This is a genomic window from Nesterenkonia sphaerica (assembly GCF_005771565.1).
Taxonomy (GTDB): domain Bacteria; phylum Actinomycetota; class Actinomycetes; order Actinomycetales; family Micrococcaceae; genus Nesterenkonia; species Nesterenkonia sphaerica.
The window spans coordinates 128,091-145,882 of sequence record NZ_VAWA01000002.1 but is presented as its reverse complement, the minus strand read 5'-3'; the positions used below and the strand labels follow the sequence as shown (position 1 = coordinate 145,882).

The 17,792-nt window shown below is 64.7% G+C and carries 14 protein-coding genes and 1 tRNA gene; 7 read left to right on the top strand and 8 right to left on the bottom strand.

Features of this window, described 5'->3' with window-relative positions; translation table 11 throughout:
* Window positions 1-39: 39 nt before the first annotated feature.
* Genes FEF27_RS02180 through mptB (FEF27_RS02165) form a run of 4 tightly spaced genes read right to left on the bottom strand, consistent with a single transcriptional unit; the run spans window position 40 to window position 5,516 of the window.
* On the bottom strand, window positions 40-1,017 hold the full coding sequence (locus tag FEF27_RS02180) for an AEC family transporter (RefSeq protein ID WP_138169187.1): 978 nt from the start codon (window positions 1,015-1,017) through the stop codon (window positions 40-42).
* Window positions 1,010-2,317 carry a glycosyltransferase family 87 protein gene (locus tag FEF27_RS02175; protein WP_138169186.1) on the bottom strand — a complete coding sequence of 436 codons (1,308 nt, stop codon included), beginning with the start codon at window positions 2,315-2,317 and terminating at the stop codon, window positions 1,010-1,012. The genes FEF27_RS02180 and FEF27_RS02175 overlap by 8 nt, the downstream gene beginning before the upstream one ends.
* Before the next feature lie 3 nt (window positions 2,318-2,320).
* Entirely contained in the window at window positions 2,321-3,973 is a 1,653-nt protein-coding gene (gene mptB / locus FEF27_RS02170) for a polyprenol phosphomannose-dependent alpha 1,6 mannosyltransferase MptB (protein ID WP_138169185.1), read from the bottom strand.
* Window positions 3,954-5,516, bottom strand: a complete 1,563-nt coding sequence (gene mptB / locus FEF27_RS02165) for a polyprenol phosphomannose-dependent alpha 1,6 mannosyltransferase MptB (RefSeq protein ID WP_279526775.1) — start codon at window positions 5,514-5,516, stop codon at window positions 3,954-3,956. Before mptB (FEF27_RS02165) ends, mptB (FEF27_RS02170) begins: the two co-directional genes overlap by 20 nt.
* Here mptB (FEF27_RS02165) and orn point away from each other — a divergent pair.
* From orn to FEF27_RS02140, 5 genes are all read left to right on the top strand, one after another.
* Window positions 5,494-6,075 (top strand): oligoribonuclease, encoded by a 582-nt coding sequence (orn, locus tag FEF27_RS02160; RefSeq protein WP_341805599.1) that lies wholly within the window; start codon window positions 5,494-5,496, stop codon window positions 6,073-6,075. The two genes, mptB (FEF27_RS02165) and orn, sit on opposite strands and share 23 nt — an antisense overlap.
* Before the next feature lie 78 nt (window positions 6,076-6,153).
* Window positions 6,154-6,229 (top strand) — tRNA-His (locus tag FEF27_RS02155).
* 565 nt (window positions 6,230-6,794) lie between these two features.
* The gene (locus FEF27_RS02150) at window positions 6,795-7,553 is read left to right on the top strand and encodes an Ltp family lipoprotein (RefSeq protein ID WP_243728969.1); all 759 of its coding nucleotides are present in this window, start codon (window positions 6,795-6,797) and stop codon (window positions 7,551-7,553) included.
* A 186-nt stretch (window positions 7,554-7,739) separates the two neighbouring features.
* The gene (locus tag FEF27_RS02145; protein ID WP_138169183.1) at window positions 7,740-8,747 is read left to right on the top strand and encodes a universal stress protein; all 1,008 of its coding nucleotides are present in this window, start codon (window positions 7,740-7,742) and stop codon (window positions 8,745-8,747) included.
* A gap of 146 nt (window positions 8,748-8,893) precedes the next feature.
* Window positions 8,894-9,766, top strand: coding sequence for a DUF4190 domain-containing protein (locus tag FEF27_RS02140; protein WP_138169182.1), 873 nt, complete (start codon window positions 8,894-8,896; stop codon window positions 9,764-9,766).
* Window positions 9,767-9,840: 74 nt separating this feature from the next.
* On the opposite strand, the gene FEF27_RS02135 is transcribed toward FEF27_RS02140, so the two are convergent.
* The 3 genes from FEF27_RS02135 to FEF27_RS02125 all read right to left on the bottom strand — a co-directional run bounded on the left by FEF27_RS02135 (window position 9,841) and on the right by FEF27_RS02125 (window position 13,066).
* On the bottom strand, window positions 9,841-10,935 hold the full coding sequence (locus FEF27_RS02135) for an NADH:flavin oxidoreductase/NADH oxidase (protein ID WP_424991661.1): 1,095 nt from the start codon (window positions 10,933-10,935) through the stop codon (window positions 9,841-9,843).
* 78 nt (window positions 10,936-11,013) lie between these two features.
* Window positions 11,014-11,517 (bottom strand): NUDIX hydrolase, encoded by a 504-nt coding sequence (locus tag FEF27_RS02130; protein ID WP_166429882.1) that lies wholly within the window; start codon window positions 11,515-11,517, stop codon window positions 11,014-11,016.
* 13 nt (window positions 11,518-11,530) lie between these two features.
* The gene (locus FEF27_RS02125) at window positions 11,531-13,066 is read right to left on the bottom strand and encodes a deoxyguanosinetriphosphate triphosphohydrolase family protein (protein WP_138169181.1); all 1,536 of its coding nucleotides are present in this window, start codon (window positions 13,064-13,066) and stop codon (window positions 11,531-11,533) included.
* Window positions 13,067-13,187: 121 nt separating this feature from the next.
* Between FEF27_RS02125 and FEF27_RS02120 the strand changes: the two genes are divergently transcribed.
* Window positions 13,188-14,432 carry an arginine deiminase gene (locus FEF27_RS02120; RefSeq protein WP_138169180.1) on the top strand — a complete coding sequence of 415 codons (1,245 nt, stop codon included), beginning with the start codon at window positions 13,188-13,190 and terminating at the stop codon, window positions 14,430-14,432.
* A gap of 250 nt (window positions 14,433-14,682) precedes the next feature.
* Window positions 14,683-15,408, top strand: a complete 726-nt coding sequence (locus FEF27_RS02115) for a LysM peptidoglycan-binding domain-containing protein (RefSeq protein ID WP_138169179.1) — start codon at window positions 14,683-14,685, stop codon at window positions 15,406-15,408.
* 9 nt (window positions 15,409-15,417) lie between these two features.
* On the opposite strand, the gene FEF27_RS02110 is transcribed toward FEF27_RS02115, so the two are convergent.
* Entirely contained in the window at window positions 15,418-17,649 is a 2,232-nt protein-coding gene (locus FEF27_RS02110; protein WP_166429881.1) for a ComEC/Rec2 family competence protein, read from the bottom strand.
* Between the last annotated feature and the right edge of the window lie 143 nt (window positions 17,650-17,792).

Below are 17,792 nucleotides of genomic sequence, written 5' to 3'. Positions count from 1 at the left end.
AAGTCCATTTGCTAATTATGTTACGTAGTTGAGGTCACCCTAAAGCAGCAGCACCGCGACCAGGGGAAGGGTCAGCAGTGAGACCCCGGTGGTCCCCACGAGCACCGCCGCCGCCATGCGACCGTCACGGTCGTACTGTTCAGAGAAGATGAACGCCGTGGTCGACGACGGCGTAGCAGCCAGAATGATGAGGGTCCCGGCCCAGACTGGGCCCAGGGAGTCATAGAACGGCAGCACAGCCAACCAGGTCAGCACGGGCAGCACCAGCAGCTTCACAGAGGTGCCGATACCCACCGGCAGCAGCGGCACCGCCCCGCTGCGCACTCCCTGAAGCGCCGGGTGCAGGGCCAGGCCGACGCACACCAGCGCCAGTGGCACCGCGGTGGCACCGAGCATCGCGACCGGCTCGTCGAACAGTGCAGGCATGCTGAAGGGGGTCAGCACCACCAGCAGCGAAAGGCCCATGAACCAGAACACCGGGTTCTGCAGCAGGCCGCGGCGAAGGATGGGCCACAGCTGGAGCCGCCACAGTTGGCCGAAGGACCCTGCGGCACCTTCGCGCTGCCGGGTCAGCACGGCAGTACGGACCAGAGGGTAGGCGTTCATGAAGAAAATGTTGTGCAGCATGTGCACGATCCCTGCGGTCAGGCCGGCCTCGGGCCCCAGCAGACCCACGGATATGGGGATCCCGAAGTAGCCCACGTTGCCGAAACTGCCGGCCAGCGACACGGGTGCGGCCAGCTCTTTGGACAGCCCGCCCAGGCCGCGGCACAGGTAGTACAACCCCACCGCGAGCAGCGGTGTCACTGTCAGCACGATCAGCGGCACCGCCAGCGGGAAGCTCTGTACCTCCGGGGCGGAGACGATGGAGGTGTAGAGGAAGCAGGGCAGGGCGAAATAGAACACGAAGGCGTTGAGGTAAGGCGCTCCCTCTCGGAACCGGGTGCCGAAGCCGGCGGCGAAGCCGACCAGGATCAGTACGAACAGCGGGGCTATGACCCCCAGCATTTCACCCATCGGCGGCCGTTCTGCTCGGCGTATGCGGCTCTGCCTTGCTCAGCCACGGCAGAGCGTCCGCGCAGGGGCCCACCGGGCCGGCCAGCGGATCAGCAGTGGGCCTGCGCAGAATATCGCGCACCACCAGGACCAGGATCCAGATCAGGGCTGCCATATGGGCGGCGATGCCGAGCCCGTAGAGCACCTCGAAGATGTAGTGCCCGCCGCCGACGGCGCCGTCTGAGGTGATCTTGGCGCTGATCAGCCACACGCTGAGCCAATGGAAGACTTCGGCGCCCTGCCAGGTGAGAAAGACCGCCGGCCGCGGCAGCGCCAGCACCACCAGCGGGATCAGCCATATGACGAACTGCGGGGAGTACACCTTCCCCAGTAGGACGAAGCACCCCACAATCAGCAGACACAGCTGCGCTGTGGTGGGCCGGTGCGCTGCCGCCAGACCCAGCCAGGCAATGGCCACACAGCACAGCAGGAACAGCCCGTTGGAGAGCAGGGAGAATGTCTCTCCGGACCACCCGGTCGGCGTCAGGGCCAACCACACCGAGGAGAACCCCGGTTCGCGGGCGGAGGAGAAGCGGTAAAAGGTCGCCCACTGTTCCGGCTGGGTCAGCATGAACGGCGCATTGACCGCCAGCCAGGTCACCGCGGCGGCGCACACCGTCAGCGCCAGCGTCCGCCATTGCCCGGTCCGCACGCAGAGGACAATCATCGCCCCCAGGAACAGCAGCGGATACAGCTTCATCGCCGTGCCCAGGCCGATCAGCGCCCCCGCCAGCACAGGACGGCGGCGCCCCCAGGCCAGCAGCGCCGCCGCACCCAGGAACACCGCCCACATGTCCCAGTTGATGGACACGGTGAGAATGATGCCCGGAGCCAGGGCAACCAGGAGTGCGTGACGGCGTCGCTCTGGTGGCAGCGACAGTGCGGTGACCAGCACCAGGCCAACCCAGCACACCATCACTGCCAAGTGGTTGAGATCGTGGAATGCCAGCAGGCGCTCCCCCGTGGCACCCTCGCCCGGTATCACTGCCGCAATCACCCCGGCGACCATCCCGATCAGCACCGGGTACTCCATGGTTTCTGCGTCCGAGACGTCATCGATGAATGGGAATGCGCCGTCTGCCAGGCCGCGCTCTGCGAACAGCAGCGGGAAATCCGAATAACACAGAGCCAGGTGTTGTCCGGGGTCGGTCCAGCCATTGATCCGGCACCATTGCACAGCCACCACTGACAGCAACGCGCCGATGAAGGTGGCGGTGAGCAGGACGATGACCGCACGGGCGGAAAGCTGTGGGGCAGCCATTGCTCACCGGTCCTTTCGGCAGATGTCGGAGGCCGACCAGGAGGACTCCGGGGCGGAGAGGTCACGCAGGCGCATCCAGCCCTGGGCCGCGTTCCACCGGGCGGAGGGTCGGTTCCGGCGGAACAGTGTGGTGGTATTGGGGTCGATAAAAATGATGTAGAGCAGATACCCCGCCGCCACTGCGGAGGCCACCGCCTGCACCAGCAGCGAATCCACCCACTGCACCACCGACAGCTGGCCCACCATGGCCAGCAGGGTCATGATCGTCAGCAGCAGAGTGACAAGCTTCAGGATCATGCCGCGATAAACGTGGACCACGGCGAAGAGGGGAAGGAGCCATAGCACATACCACGGCTGGATCACCGAGGAGGTCAGCACCACGACAGTCAAGCCGTAGCCTGCCCAGAGGACAGGGTTCCCAATCCGAGGCTGCAGCAGCATCAGTGCCAGGACCGCAGCTGAGACCAGCCGGGCTGCCGTGTAGAACCAACTGGCGACGACGCCGTGGTCGGGGCCGCCGAGCAGCTCCACCGACCAGCCCAGGCCCAGGCCCAGAAGGCCTACCGGGGCGCCCTGCAGCACAGCCGCACCTGCGCCCAACGCGGTAGTGAACCAGCCGGTGCCCACACCGATCAGCCAGCCGCCGCCGAATAGCAGCACCGCGCCAAGCACGCCGACCAGGGCCCATTCGCGGATGCGGTGGAGGTAGTTCTCTGTCTTTTCCAGCGCCAGCAGCGCAGCGAAGGGCAGCACCACCAGGGCGATAGGTTTGATGGCCACTGCACCGATCAGCAGCAGTGCCGCAGCAAGGCGCTTGCCGCGCAGGGCGTACCAGATTCCGGCCAGCATGAGGCCGATCATCAGCGCATCATTGTGCGCGGCGGGGATGAAGACCAGCAGGCTCAGCGGATTGAGCAGGCAGAGCCAGATCGCCCAGGACGGCTGGGCACCGAACATTATGGCCAGGCGGGGAATGATCAGCAGCATGAGCACGACGCCGAACACCGCCAGCAGCCGGAACAGCAGCACAGAGAGCTCCGGGACTCCGCCGGTGAGCACCCAGATGCCTTGGGCCAGCAGAAGGAACAGCGGACCGTAGGGAGAGGGTGACTCGGCCCAAAGATCATCTGCCCCCACCCCGAACCAGCCGGGCAGCTCGGAGACTCCCGCCTCGTAGGGGTTCTGGCCTGCGGCGAGCAGGCCGCCCTGGGCCAGGTAGGAGAAGACGTCCCGGGAGAAGATGGGGAAACAGGCGAGCATGGGTGCGCCCCAGAGCAGCGCGGCGCGGCGCATGGTGGCAAGCGCAGTGGGATCGTCCCATCCGGTGATCCGCTGAGACAACCGCAGCCAGGAGCGCAGCAGCAGCAGGGCACCGACCACCAGAAGCACCGCGCAGGTGATGGCCCCGGCGGTGGTGGTGCGCAGCGGAAGCAATGCGTGGTGCAGCGGCATCCACGACCCCGAGACCATCAGCAGCCAGCCCACGCCCCAGGAGCCGACCATGATCATCACCGCCGCCAGTAGACCCTGACGCAGCGTATGGGAAATCTCACCCTCGGGCCCCCCGATCAGCCAGGAGGTGCCCCGGAAGCTGCCCAGTGCCTCCCGAGCGGCGTCGGCGGTGCGCGAAGCACGGTTAAGGAGCAGCGGGATCACGACTCAACACTACCGAGCGAGCCTTGGCGTCCAGGAACCAAATGAGCGTGACGCCTGCCACGGAGACTGCCGCCGAGATCAGCACCATCATCAGGTCCGCCTGCAGAAATTGATGGACGAACAGCTGATCCGCCGCCCCAAACGCCAAGAAGAAACCGGTGACGCCGACCGTCAGCGCCAGCGGCCAGCGCCTGCGGCCTCCGGTGAGGTGACCGGCGGCCGCGAAGAGCGGCAGGATCCAGAGCAAGTACCAGGGCTGAATCAGCGGGGACAGCAGCACCACCGCGGCGAAGGCCCACATCATGCGGTGGAATGCGCGGTGCTGCTCGCCGCGGAACATCAGCCACAGCACCACCACCACCGAGCACATCCTCCCGAGGGTTCCAGCGACGTCGTAGACGATGTCCGGAGAGTGTCCCAGCAGCAGCCACAACCCCGCCAGCGGGGTGACCAAAATCGTCAGCGGAGCCCAGAAGGATGCGCCCGATCCCGTACCGGCCAGCACGCTCACCCAGTCCAGCCCGAAACCGCCCAGTGCCCCGAGCCCAGCCAGAATGGCGCCGGTCAGCCCGGCGGTCAGCATCCAGTAGCTGAGCCGGGCCGGCCAGCTGGCTCGGGTGCCGGCCCACAGCAGACCGATGAAGGGCAGCATCACCAGGGTGATCAGTTTGGTCCCGATGGAGGCCGCCATCAGCACCAGTGCCAGCAGCCCTAAGACCCAGTGAGCTCCGCCCCGGCGGCGTCCAGCGCCGATTGCGCACCACGTGCCGGCCAGTGCCAGTCCGACCATCAGCGCATCATTGTGGGCACTGGAGATGAAACTGATGATCAGCAGGGGGTTAGCACCGACCACCCATTGAGCCCGGACCGGGTCAGTGCCCATCTGTTCAGCGAGTTTGGGAACAAAGATCAGGATCAGCGCCACGCCGGCGACACAGACCAGCCGAAAGAGCAGAACTGCGAGTTCGGCGGAGTCTGCGGAGACCCGCATCACCCCGGCTGCGATCCACAGAAACAGCGGGCCATAGGGCGTGGCGTCCTCCGCCCAGCCGATGTCAGTCCCCCGCTGGAACCAATTGTCCAGAGAAGAGACGCCGGTGATGTACGGGTTTTCACCTGCCAGGATCAGCCTCCCCTGGTTCACATAGGCGAAGACGTCACGGGAGAAGATCGGCACTGCCAGCAGCTGTGGCGAGGTCCAGGCCAGAGCCGCAGCAGTGACCACACGCAACGACACGGCAAGGTGCTTCAGGCGCAGCCAGGCGTGGAACAGCACCCAGCAGCCGGCAGTCAGTGCCACAACGGACAGCGCCACACCGAACATTTCGCTTCGGAGCCATATCAATAGCGGCAGGCGGGTGAGCGGGGCGTCGGCAGCGAACCACCCCACACCCAGGGACCCGCAGAGGATCAGCAGCGAACCGGCAAGGCCGTAACCGATCACTGTACGCGCCTGAAGTGTCACCGCAGAGAGTCTACTTGGCGCGCTCTGCTGCCCCGGGTGGGTAGAGTGTCTGTCCGTGAATGAATCCACTGCCCACATGACCCCTGCCGGTGCTGGCGACTGGTCCGGCCGTATGGTCTGGATCGACTGTGAGATGACCGGCCTGAGCCCTGAGAAAGACGTACTCATCGAGGTGGCGGCGCTCGTCACCGACGCTGAGCTCGAAGTGCTCGGCGAGGGGGTCGAAGCGGTGATTCGCCCGGAGCCGGAGGCACTGGCAGGTATGGAGAAGGTGGTGCGCGATATGCACACTGAGTCCGGGCTGCTGGCCGAGCTTGAAGATGGTGTCGCCGTGGAGACGGCGGAGAAGCGAGTCCTGGAGTACGTGCAGCAGTGGGTCCCGGAGGCCGGCGTCGCTCCCCTGGCGGGGAATTCGGTCCATGCAGACCGCGCGTTTCTGCGGCTGGAAATGCCCACCCTGACCCAGCACTTGCATTACCGGATCGTGGATGTCTCCACCCTGAAGGAGCTGGCCTCCCGGTGGTATCCCGAGGCGAAAGCCAGCGCGCCGAAAAAGACCGGGAACCACCGCGCCATGGGCGATATCTTGGACTCGATTGCGGAGCTGCGGCACTACCGGGAGCAGATGCTGCGCTGAACTCGCTCCGGAAGCGATTCCGGTGTATCCTGTACAGGTTGCTTTTTTGCGAAGTGAGAGCTTCGGCAGAAGCGCATGGTGGGTGTAGCTCAGCTGGTAGAGCATCGCGTTGTGGTCGCGAGGGTCGCGGGTTCAAGCCCCGTCACTCACCCCAAAGGTCCCAGGAAGCAACGGGACATCCGAGGTAATCGGTTCGGAAAGTGATCTGAGCCGATAGTCTGGTGCCTCGGCTTCACCGGCACTTCGTTGTACGTCTTCCACCCCAAGACCTCACGAGCGCCAGACAGTTTCCATTCGATTACAAAACCCGGAATGGTGCAGACTTCGGACCACTGCGCCGGGTAGCGTTGATTCATGGAAGCCTTTATCGCTTTCTATCACCAGCTGCTCTGGTTGTCTGTGCTGTCCGGAACCGTCTTTCTGCTGATGGCGTTCGCGCTGTGCTTGGGCTGTTGGCTCAGGCGCCGATAGCTGAGTTCACACACGACAACTTTTCCTCGAAGCCGGCCGCGGCGGGGCCACCGCCCGACCGATTCCATCTCCGACCCCTCACCTACTTTGGACTTTGGGCGTATGGGACCGGACATACGCCTCCGGCCCCTGTCACTGGTCCCACCGATCCTGAGGCACGCCTCTGACGGTGATCCAGCCAGCCCTACGGCGGCTCTCCGCTCGTCCCCGCGCGGTGGTGGGTCACCCCTTATTGAGAGGAAAAGACGATGACCACGAACTCTTCACAACCTGCCACCTCGCTGAGTGAGCCCGAACGGCTGTCTGCCTGGCAGCGCTTCAAGCGGTGGCCTCTTGTGGCCCGTATCGGCACGATGGGATGCGGCGGACTCATCGCACTCTTCGGTGCGTTGCTGATATTGGCGCTCATTGTGCCGAGCGCAGAGCCCGAAGGTGTGGACGAAATACGCGCTGGTCAGGAGCAGGACCGCGAGGACACCGAGGAGGCGGAACGGCAGGCAGAGCAGGATGCTGAGGCCGAACGGCTGGCTGAGGAAGAAGCCGCAACAGCTGAAGCGGAACGCGAAGCCGAAGAGGCTCGCCAGGCCGAAGCGGACGCAGAGGAGGAGGCTCAGCGGGAAGCAGAACGGGAAGCTGAGCAGGAAGCAGAGCGCGAACGCGAGGCTGAAGAGGCCGCCGCTGCAGAGGAGGACGCAGCAGAGGCAGGCTCCGCAGCCGAGGAAACGTCGGGTCAGCGGAATGCCAGAGAGTCCGCGACGTCATACCTGAATTTCACCGCCTTTTCCCGTGAAGGGCTCATTGCACAGCTCGAGTTCGAGGGCTTCAGCGCAGAAGACGCCGAGTACGCTGTGGACGCTATTGACGTCGACTGGTACGAGCAGGCGGTGTTGTCAGCTGAGTCCTACCTGGACTACACGTCGTTTTCACTTCAGGGCCTGATCGACCAATTGGAGTTCGAGGGTTTTACCGCCGAACAGGCCCAGCACGGAGCTCAAGAGGCGTACTGACTCACCACTCACCCCCGTGCTGCGCTGTCGTGCTGCGTGCTGACCCGGAATTTCTCGCGAGAGGCCCGATGCACTAGGACCGAATGGGGACCCCACTTGGTAAACTCGATAGTGACGGTGATGGCTCTCACAGGCGGGGGGTCGCCATAATCGTCGAAGGCGGAAAGACCCCCGGGGAAGGCCTTCATGAAAAACCGCGTTGATCCCCAGGCGGTGCAGAGTCCTATCGATTCCTCCGAACGCGGCCTCGGTGTGGTCGCAGGGTTCGATGGGTCCGGGGGAAGTCTGCTGGCCCTTAATTACGCCGCACGCGCCGCCCGGCGCCGCAACTCTCTGCTCACGGTCATCACCGCCTTCAAGGTGCCGGCCATGATCTACACCACCTATGCGGCTCTTCCCGCTGACCGTGAGGACGAGATGAGGCAACGGGTTGCCGACGACACTTTGCAGCAAGCCCGGGCCTACCTCAGTGAGTATCCCGGGGAAGTCTCGTACCGAGCGGTGCGGGGAGACGCCGCGGGCGTGATGGTGGAGGCCTCTGCCGCAGCGGACCTGGTGGTCATCGGCGCACGTGGCCGCGGAGGGTTCCTCAGCCGACTGCTCGGCTCCGTGGCGTCAGCGCTGCCCGCGCACTCACACTGCCCCACTGTGGTCGTGCCGCGCCACTACCGTGGCGGGAACGCGGAAGGACGTGAAAAGTTCTACCCCCGCAACGACGACCTGCCGGTGGTGGTGGGGATGGACGGTTCGCAGCACAGTCGATACGCCGCACTGGCGGCAGCCCAGGCCGCGCAGGATCGCAGCACCTCCCTTCATATGCTCATGGCGCTGCCCTCACTCGAAAGGTGGTTGGTCTGGTACCCCGAGCTCGACGAAGCCGATGAGCACGCGCTGAAACGACGGAAAACCGCCATTGAGGCCTCCCTGGAGACTGATGCGCAGTGGTTGCGGTCCCACTTCCCGCAGCTCGAAGTCACAGCCTCGGTCGCCAGCGGGGATCCCATCCCCATCTTGGAACGCGCCAGCGGTGAAGCTCAACTGACGGTTCTTGGCACCCGCGGCCGGGGAGGCTTGGCCAGCACCCTGCTCGGCTCAGTGTCCAAGGGCACCCTCCTGCACGCCCGTGGTCCCGTGATGATCGTGCCCGAGGGAGCCGATCAACGATTGGAGAGCCATCCTGAGAATTCCGACTGAACGCGTCGAGACGGAACCCGGAAGTGTCGCAATACAGCGCCTCATAATCGTGACCGAGTGGGCACGCATCACGTAAAGTTCAAAGTGTTTCTGACGGTACTGAATGTAGTTTCGTCTCTGAGTCACTCCTGTGAAGAGGTCACGTCATGACTGCGTCCTATAACCCGTATTATCCCGACCAGCAGGCCCCTCCAGCACCCAAGGGAGTCGGTATCGCCGCCATGGTGCTGGGAATAGTGTCAGTCGTTCTGGCATTCATCCCGCTCATCGGGCTGCTGAGCTTCCTGCTCGGCCCACTTGCCGTGGTATTGGGGATCGTTGCTATTGCCAAACATCGTGGAGAGGGCCAAGGGATCGCAGGGGTAGTCACCGGCGCCATCGGCACTATCTTTGCCATCGCTGGGCTGCTGATCACCGGAGCGTTCTTCACCTCGGCGGAGGACGAGCTGCTGCGTCTGGAAGAGGAGGCGCGCAGCGTGGACCCTGAGGATGAGGAGGAGGTCGCCGAACTCGAACAGGAAGTTCAGGACCAGCAGGAGGAGGTCGCAGACGAGCGGGAAACACCCGAACAGACCGGTGACGCGGCAGGCCAAGGCACCCGTGAGGATCCCTTGCCACTCGGTGAGACGGTCGCCGACGACGAATGGGAAGTCACCGTGCACAGCGTCGAGAGGGACGCTGATGATGCAATCGCGGCGGAAAACCCATACAACGACCCAGCTCCGGACGGGATGACTTACATTCTGGTCAATATCAGCGCAACGTACCTCGGTGAGGGCTCTGATTCTCCCATGATGGGGGTGGAGCTCGCCTACGTCAGCAGCACTGGTGAAACCTCCGCCAGCTACGACTACATTGTGGTCACCCCGGACTCATTCGACGACTTCGCCGAGCTCTACACCGGGGGCACCGAAACCGGAAATGTGGCCCTTGCTGTGCCGCCCGACGACGACGGCACACTGCGCGTGCGTTTGGGTTTCCTCGACACCACGGACTACTTCTTCGCAGCCTCGGACTGAGCCGGTAGCTCCGAGGCAGGCATATGAGTCAACCTAGCCAGCGGTAGGCAGCGCCCCGAACCGCTGGACCGGGCTCACTTCTTGCCTGCGCCAAATCCTCTCGAGTATTGCGTGGGCACGTAGGGCAGCGAATGACCGAAGTGTTGGGCGGCACGCAGGCCAAAGTGCGGGTCCCGCAGAGCCTCACGCCCAATAAGCACCACATCCGCCTGTCCCGTGAAAAGGATGTGCTCGGCCTGCACCGGATCCGTAATCAGGCCCACCGCCGCCACCGGCATCCCGGTCTGCGTCCCGATGGCGGCTGCCAGCGGCACCTGGTAGCCCGGCCCCACGGGAAACCGGACGGGAACATTGCCTCCGCTGGAGACGTCAATCAAGTCGACACCGTGGTCTTTGAGCCACTGCGCCAGTTCGACCGTGTCATCCAGGGTTAGTCCTTCCTCCACCCAGTCGGTGGCAGAGACCCGGACCAGCACAGGGACCTGTGGCCCCACCTGGGTTCGGACGGCGTCGACCACCTCGAGCAGGAGCCGCGCCCGGCCGGCCAGGGAGCCGCCATAGGCGTCGTTGCGAGTGTTGCTCAGTGGTGACAGAAACTCATGAAGCAGGTACCCATGTGCGGCGTGAATCTCGATGAGGTCGAATCCGGCGCGCAACGCCCGCTCAGCGGATGCGGCAAAGGCCGCGACGATCCGGCTGATGCCTGCCGAATCGAGCGCCTGGGGTGCCTCCAGCCCCTGGAACGGCTCTTCAGTGGAGCCTAGGGTCTGCCAGCCACCCTGGCCGCGGGGAACGGACCCTGACTCTTCTGCAAACGGTCCAAAAGTAGAGGCTTTGCGGCCCGCGTGGGCCAGTTGGATACCCGCCGACGCTCCCTGGGAGTGGACGAAGCTGACGATACGCTTCAGCGCTTCCTCCTGTTCGTCGCTCCACAGTCCCAGATCCTCCGGTGAGATCCGCCCTTCAGCTGTCACGCTGGTGGCTTCGGCGATCACGGCACCGGCACCGCCGCGCGCAAAGGACCCCAGGTGCGCCAGATGCCAATCCGTGGCCACCCCGTCCTGAGCAAATGCAGAGTACTGGCACATCGGCGGAATCCAAATGCGATTGCGCACAGTGTGGCCGCGCAACGTAATGGGCTCGAACAGCTTCGGCTGCACACGATTCATCAGCGGGAGTTCCTTCCGGTTCGGTATCCACCGTGTCCAACGCGGCTCAGCTGGTTCCATTCCCGCTTCGACAAGCACTCAGCGTGCAGCGGAATCACTTCGCGCCAGGAGGTCTCGCACCGCCGGGGCCACCTGCTCGGTCAGCAGCGGAGCCAGGTGGGCGGCCGGGGCCAAGGAGAGCAAGGGGACCCACAAGATTTCGGCGATCTCAGCAGCTGGCTCCAATGCCTCCAGCGACTCGGGGGCGGCGTCGCCGGGGACGAGGAAGTTGTGGCAGGCCACCACAGTGTTCTCTTCATTGGCCGCTGGGGCATAGAAGGTGCCCATGTCCTGCAGACGCGCAGGGTCCAGGCAAAGACCAATTTCCTCAGCGACCTCCCGGACTGCGGTCTGCTGCGGCGTCTCCCCCGGCTCGGGCTTTCCCCCAGGTTGCATGAAGCGGTGGGTTCCAGCTTTGCGCACCGTGAGCACTCGCTGCCGCTGGTCAAGAATGATCACGGCCGCGACCCGGATGATACCAGGCTCTGTCACCCGGACCCCCAGCGGGGGGCCCGGGCTGGCCGGTTCCGAGAGAGGCTCCATGTCACCCTCCATCTCAGAGCCCCTGGCCCGCGTCCCACAACCGTTCGGATGTGCCGGTCAGCAGAGCATCAAGTGAGGTCGCCTGGGCGTCGGTCAAGGAGGCCACATAGTCAATGATGCCCCTGCCCTGGGCGTGCCGGCGCATGCTGGGCTCATCAGTGGCGTCCAGCATGTCCGGGTCCTCCTTGCCCAGCCGAAACATATCTTCCGTGGCAAGTTCCACCAGGTCCACCAGCCGACGCGGAGCACGCCGTGCATCATGAGCGTCGGCCAGCCATGCATCAAATCCGAAGACGAGCCGCTTCAGCAGGCGAGCCTGCCCACGCTGGTAGACGGTCAAATCAGGACGGTCCAGGATGAACCGCTCGTGGAGGAACTTCAACACCGCCACCTCATGCCAGGCCGCAGTATTGAGGGTGACGTGCCCGGAGCGCACTGCCGGTTCGGCATGGACCTCTACCGACTTCTGCAGGTAGCTGATCCAGCTTGCGGTGAACGTCGCCAAGGACCGCTCGGCCGCACGGGAGCCGTCGAAGGGCGCGACCAGCAACCCGTCAACGACATCCTCGCTGACTCTGGCCACCGCGTGGGCGAAGACGTCCTCATCAGCAATCCACTGATCCTTGGTCTGCAGCTTCCGCCACAGCAGCTCCAGTGAGCGCCCGGGCAGGCGCAGAGTCCCATTGAGCTCACCGTTGGTGAGTCGGCTCAAGTGCAACCGGTCGGCACGCCATGCCTTGAACTCTGCCGAGATGGCCGCCTGGTTCAGCAAGCCAGCACGGTAGAAGTCGTCAAGGTCATGCAGGGAATAGGCGATGTCATCGGCCACGTCCATCACCGAACATTCCACGGTCTGTTGGCGGGGACGGATCTGCGGGTAAGCCGCACGTGCGCTGCGCAGACTGTGCAGGTCCAGGGTGTAGACGGCGAACTTCTTGGCCCCGGTTCCACCCACGGGCGCCAGTCCACGTTCGAGTTCGGGTCCGGCCTCCAGGCCTGCGCCCTCGGCCCGCGTCCACGGGTATTTCAGCACCGCAGAGCGCACCGCAGCAGTCAGGTTGAGTCCTGCATCCTCCCGGTCGTACTGGTCCAGCCGGGTGAGAATCCGAAAACTCTGAGCATTGCCTTCGAACCCTTCGGACAGCCCGAAGTGCTCCCGGGCCAACCGGTCCAGGGCCTGCTCGCCCAGGTGGCCGAACGGCGGGTGGCCGACGTCGTGCGCGCAGGCTGCCGCTTGGACGACCACAGGATGACATCCGCCCAAGTGCTCCAGCGTCTCCGCTGCGCGGCCCGGGGTGGAGGAGACGGAGACTGCGATGGCTCGGGCTACTGCCGCCACCTTCAGCGAATGCGTCAGCCGGTTGTGGATAGCCATGCCGGCCCCAGTTTGGGAAATCACCTGAGTGACCGCAGACAGACGGGAAAAGTACGGGGAGAACCGTATACGTTCCAGGTCGGCGCGAAACTCCGGCCAGCGCTCCAGGCGCTGATACTCATCCAGTGTCTCTGGCGCGTCGCGATGAAGTCGGGGATCCGTATGCTCAGTCATCCGGTCGATCGCATCCTGTTCCTGTCGTTGTCTCGCCGTCGCTCAGCGAACCAGCGGTGGTGGTTCGAGTCTAGGGCCGGCCTGGCCCCGTGACCTTCGATGATGTGGAAGCATAAACCGCATGAATGAACTCTATGTGGGCTCAGAGGTGGGGCGGCTGCGCGAGGTCATTGTGCACCGTCCTGGCACCGAGCTGCTGCGGCTGACCCCAGAAACGAAGGAAGAGCTGCTCTTCGACGACCTCATGTGGGTTCGCCGGGCCCAGGAGGAACATGATCAGTTCTCCGAAGCGCTGGAGTCCACCGGCACCGAGGTGCTCCACCTGGATGTCCTGCTGCGGGAGACACTGGCCGTGACAGAGGCCAGAAACTTCATCCTGGACCTGACGTTCGATGAACGCCTGCACGGCCCCGCCGCGGCTCCGGTGCTGCGCCAGGTCGCCAGCCAACTCGACGGCGCGGCCCTGGCCGAGCTGGTCATCGGAGGGCTGACAAAGCGGGAGCTGCTGGAGCTCACCGATGAACCCCGGTCAATAGTGCTGCACTCCATGGGCCCAGATGACTTGGTGGTGGCACCGCTGCCCAATCACCTCTTTGCCCGTGATGCCTCCTGCTGGGTCTATGACGGGGTGGCGGTCAATTCCATGCAAAAGCCGGCGCGGATGCGTGAAGCGGTCACGTACGAAGCCGTCTACCGCTGGCACCCCCGCTTCGCTTCAGCACCCTTCCAACGGTGGGCCGACGGACTCAGCGATGCCCAGGCCACCGTCGAAGGCGGTGACGTGCTCGTCCTCGGCAACGGAGCGGTGCTCATCGGAATGAGCGAACGCACCACCCCGCAAGGTGTGGAACGGATCGCCCGGCGGCTTTTTGCGGCTGGCTCGGCGGACCGAGTGGTAGCCCTGGATCTGCCCAAGGCCCGGTCGTTCATGCACCTGGACACCGTGATGACCATGGTCGATGAGCGATCTTTCATCGAATATGCCGGTCTGGGCGAGCTTCCCTCCTATACGATCACCCCGCGCAGCGGCACCGGCGGCACGCCCGTGGAGGTGGAGCTGAACATCGCCGACCATGCACCCGGTCACGCCCACCGAGCCATCGCCGACGCACTGGGCCTGCATGGGCTGCGGATCCTCACCGCTGAACAGGATCTGCATTCGGCGGCCCGGGAGCAGTGGGATGACGGGTGCAACGCTTTGGCAGTGTCCCCCGGGGTGGTCATCACCTACGATCGCACTCCCACATCAAATGCTTTCCTGCGCGAATCTGGCATCGAAGTCATCGAAGTCCCTGGTGGAGAACTGGGCCGCGGTCGGGGCGGACCGAGGTGCATGAGCTGTCCCACGCTCCGAGACCCGCTGTGAGGGCCGCCCGCGAACGCGAGATTCACAGAAAACTCACAGAAACTAAGATCACAGGATGATAACGTCGCTTCTTCCCTGATTTTTCGGGGTTTTTGCTCCGAGCGAAGTGCGAGACCCCCGGTTGACGTGACCATTCTGAGACCCTTTACTAGACTGCGGACATTGAAAGTGATGTTGGCGTGACATTTTCCTTCCCCACCGCTGACGTCACTGAACCAGATCATCAACCTCTGTGAGGAAACCAATCTTTATGAAGACCACCACCCCCACTTGGAAAAAGTTCGTCGGCAGCTCTGTGGCTGCTGCTGCCCTGGCCGGCGGTGCCGTTGTGGCGCAGGCTCCTGTCGCCAACGCCCAGAGTGACTGGGACCGTCTGGCCGAGTGCGAGTCCGGCGGCAACTGGTCCATCAACACCGGCAACGGCTTCTACGGCGGCCTGCAGTTCATGAAGGCCACCTGGGACTCCATGGGCGGCCAGCAGTACGCCGAGTACCCGCACCAGGCGACTCGCGACCAGCAGATCGCCGTGGCCACCGAGCTTCAGGCCCAGTACGGCTGGGGCCAGTGGCCAGCATGCTCAGCCAGCCTGGGCCTCTCCGGCAGCCCCAGCGGCGGCAGCGGAAGCACCGCTGCGTCTTCCGGCTCCGACCAGCAGCAGGAGCAGGCACCTCAGCAGGAGGAAGCTCCCCAGGAGCAGGCACCTGAGCCGCAGCCTGAGCCCGAGCCGCAGCCCGAGCCCGAGCCGCAGCCTGAGCCGGCCCCTGCAGCTTCCGGTGACTTCTCCGCACAGCCGAACACTGATGTGCAGCTCTCCGGTGAGGTCTACACCATTCAGTCCGGCGACACACTGGGCTCCATTGCCGATGCGCTGGGCCTGGAATGGACTGACATCTGGGGCGCCAACGTCGATCAGGTCGAAGATCCTAACCTGATCTTCGTCGGCGACCAGCTCCAGCTGCCTGTCGTCAGCGGCTAAGCTGAGCAGTCACTCTAAAGGCACAGGTTTCAGCGCCTCCTCCGTGAGACTGAAAACGACAGTGCCATGCTCATCGGTGCGGTACGTGGCGGTGCCTAGCTCGTCCAGGGCCGCCACTACCGCACCGGATGGGTGCCCATAAGAATTCTCCTCCCCCACACCGATCAGTGCCACAGCCGGATCGGAATGCTCCAAGACGGCGGTTCCGCCGTTGGCGGCACCATGGTGGGAGACTTTCAAAATATCGACGGCGCTGGGTAGAGCATCGCGGGCCAGCAGCATCCCCGCAACCTCCTGCTCCAGATCGCCGAGTGTCAGCAGGCGCAGCGGGTCGATCGCGGATCCGACTGCGCCTGCTGGCGTTTCAGCCGCCCACAGTTCGAAGTGCACCACAAGTGAGTTGTCGTTGGTGTTGGAGTGGTAGTCTGCGGCGGACCAGACCTGCCAGCTCACCGGGTAATCCCCCTCATGGGTGAGCGTCTGACCCACCCTGCCGCGGGCCTCCGGGGCATCCAATGCTGTACCTCCGAGCTCTTCCACGGCCTCGGTGACACTCCACCCGGCAGCTCCTGAATAGAGGATCTCACCAATCCCGGCGGCTTGGGCGACTCCGGCAGTGCCCCCGTAATGGTCGAGGTGGTCATGGGTGATCATCAGAATCTCCACCTCATTGATTCGCAGCTTGGTCAAGCATGCTGCAGCCATATCTGGCTCCTCCCCAGCATCGACCACTATTCCTGCGTACTCCCCGGTCCGGACTACGAGCATGTCTCCCTGTCCGACGTCGCAGAGCGCCAATCTCCACTGTTCCGGGAGTGCGGAACCGAAAAGCACACCTTGCAGAGAAGCTAGCGGGATCACTACGGCCGTCAGCACCCCGACAGCTGAGGACAGGACAGCCCGCTCCCACCCTCGAGGGCGGCCCCGCGCCTCAATGAGCATGCGGCACACCACCAGTGCCGCCGCCGTATAGATTCCCGCCGCCACCCACCCGGTATGCCCCGCAGGCCACGGGGCCAGTGCATGCGGCATGGCTGCGGCGGCGTAGCCCACCTCAGCAATGCCGGCACCCGGGAGCCCTGCGAGCCACAGCAGCACAGCGGAGAGTTCGGGCAGCGTGGTGGAGAGCACGGCAGCCAAAGTTCCCGGGACCGTCACCAGCGGCAGCAGGGGCCCGGCCACGATATTGGCCGGGATGCTGTAGAGCGTGACTCCCTCTGCGATGGGCAGCAGCACGGGTGTGACAAACAGTTGCGCCGAGACGGCCAGCGCCAACGCAGCCGCCATGAATCTCGGCATCCGCTGAGCGAAGAGCCCCTTGAGCCGGGCCCCGATCAGGACGATGCCCGCGGTGGCCGCCACCGAAAGTTGGAAGGCGGCGGCGACGCCGAACCACGGATCATAGACCAGCAGCAGGATCACGCACAGGCACAGCAGTGATGAGGACGCTCGGCCCCGCCCGGCGAAGACGGCCAGTGCCCCGATCGATCCCATGACTGCGGCGCGGATCACGCTGGGTGCTGGTTGGACCAGCATGACGAAGAGCGCCAGCCCCGTCAGCAGCAGCGGTAGTGTGGTCCACCGTGGTATGCGCAGGATGCGGCCCAAGCCCAGCAGTGCCCCCATCACCAAAGCGCAGTGCGTGCCAGAGACCACCGTCATATGCGTCAGTCCCGCGACGCGCATCGCCTCTGTCAGCTCCTGGGACTGCCCCGAGCGGTCTCCCAGGATGACCCCGGGCAGCAGAGCCGGAGCCTCCCCGACCGCCGAGGACGAATGCTCCACCGTGGCCTGACGCAGATCGGTGAAGGTCTCAGCCACGCCCGTGACGCGGTCCGGCTGCTGCCGAACCGGTTCCTCCGTGCCCCACGGCCGCATGACAGCAGTCGAACGTTCGGCCGAATCGGTGGCCGATAGGAGCATCTTTGAGGTGTAACGATGCCCGGCGCGCAGCTCCGTGTCAGTGAATACCACCGCGTGGGCCCGGACCGGTTGGTCGTTCTCACCGAAGCTGAGCACTGCGGCGTCACTGCGGTATCCGTCCCCGCTGCGCTGCTGGACGGGCGAGGCGTCGCGCGTGACGCGGAACGTCACACTTATCGGGGTAGGCGACTCCACTGCCTCGGACCAACCGGATTCCTCGTGAGTGTGCTGGGTCTGGGCAGCAGAGAGCGTGACCGCGGCAGCGACACCGACGCTCAGCGCCAGATGCAGCAGGACTGTTCCACCACGGTCTCTCATGACCCAGCGTTCCCCATGCGCGTGGGCCGGGCACTTCCTTCGGCCCAGCAGTGCGGCACTCGCGCAACCGAGCGAGGCCGCCACGAGTGCACCCCCGAGGTGCAGCGACACGCTTCCTGAGCTGTGGACTGCGACCAGGGCCG

Bases quoted from the DNA above. Each gene is read 5' to 3' on its own strand.
- FEF27_RS02175 (WP_138169186.1), bottom strand. From the start codon at position 2,317: ATGGCTGCCCCACAGCTTTCCGCCCGTGCGGTCATCGTCCTGCTCACC.
- FEF27_RS02110 (WP_166429881.1), bottom strand. From the start codon at position 17,649: ATGAGAGACCGTGGTGGAACAGTCCTGCTGCATCTGGCGCTGAGCGTC.
- FEF27_RS02120 (WP_138169180.1), top strand. From the start codon at position 13,188: ATGAATGAACTCTATGTGGGCTCAGAGGTGGGGCGGCTGCGCGAGGTC.
- FEF27_RS02135 (WP_424991661.1), bottom strand. From the start codon at position 10,935: ATGAATCGTGTGCAGCCGAAGCTGTTCGAGCCCATTACGTTGCGCGGC.
- FEF27_RS02125 (WP_138169181.1), bottom strand. From the start codon at position 13,066: ATGACTGAGCATACGGATCCCCGACTTCATCGCGACGCGCCAGAGACA.
- FEF27_RS02150 (WP_243728969.1), top strand. From the start codon at position 6,795: ATGACCACGAACTCTTCACAACCTGCCACCTCGCTGAGTGAGCCCGAA.
- FEF27_RS02115 (WP_138169179.1), top strand. From the start codon at position 14,683: ATGAAGACCACCACCCCCACTTGGAAAAAGTTCGTCGGCAGCTCTGTG.
- FEF27_RS02145 (WP_138169183.1), top strand. From the start codon at position 7,740: ATGAAAAACCGCGTTGATCCCCAGGCGGTGCAGAGTCCTATCGATTCC.
- FEF27_RS02130 (WP_166429882.1), bottom strand. From the start codon at position 11,517: ATGGAGCCTCTCTCGGAACCGGCCAGCCCGGGCCCCCCGCTGGGGGTC.
- mptB (WP_279526775.1), bottom strand. From the start codon at position 5,516: ATGTGGGCAGTGGATTCATTCACGGACAGACACTCTACCCACCCGGGG.
- FEF27_RS02140 (WP_138169182.1), top strand. From the start codon at position 8,894: ATGACTGCGTCCTATAACCCGTATTATCCCGACCAGCAGGCCCCTCCA.
- FEF27_RS02180 (WP_138169187.1), bottom strand. From the start codon at position 1,017: ATGGGTGAAATGCTGGGGGTCATAGCCCCGCTGTTCGTACTGATCCTG.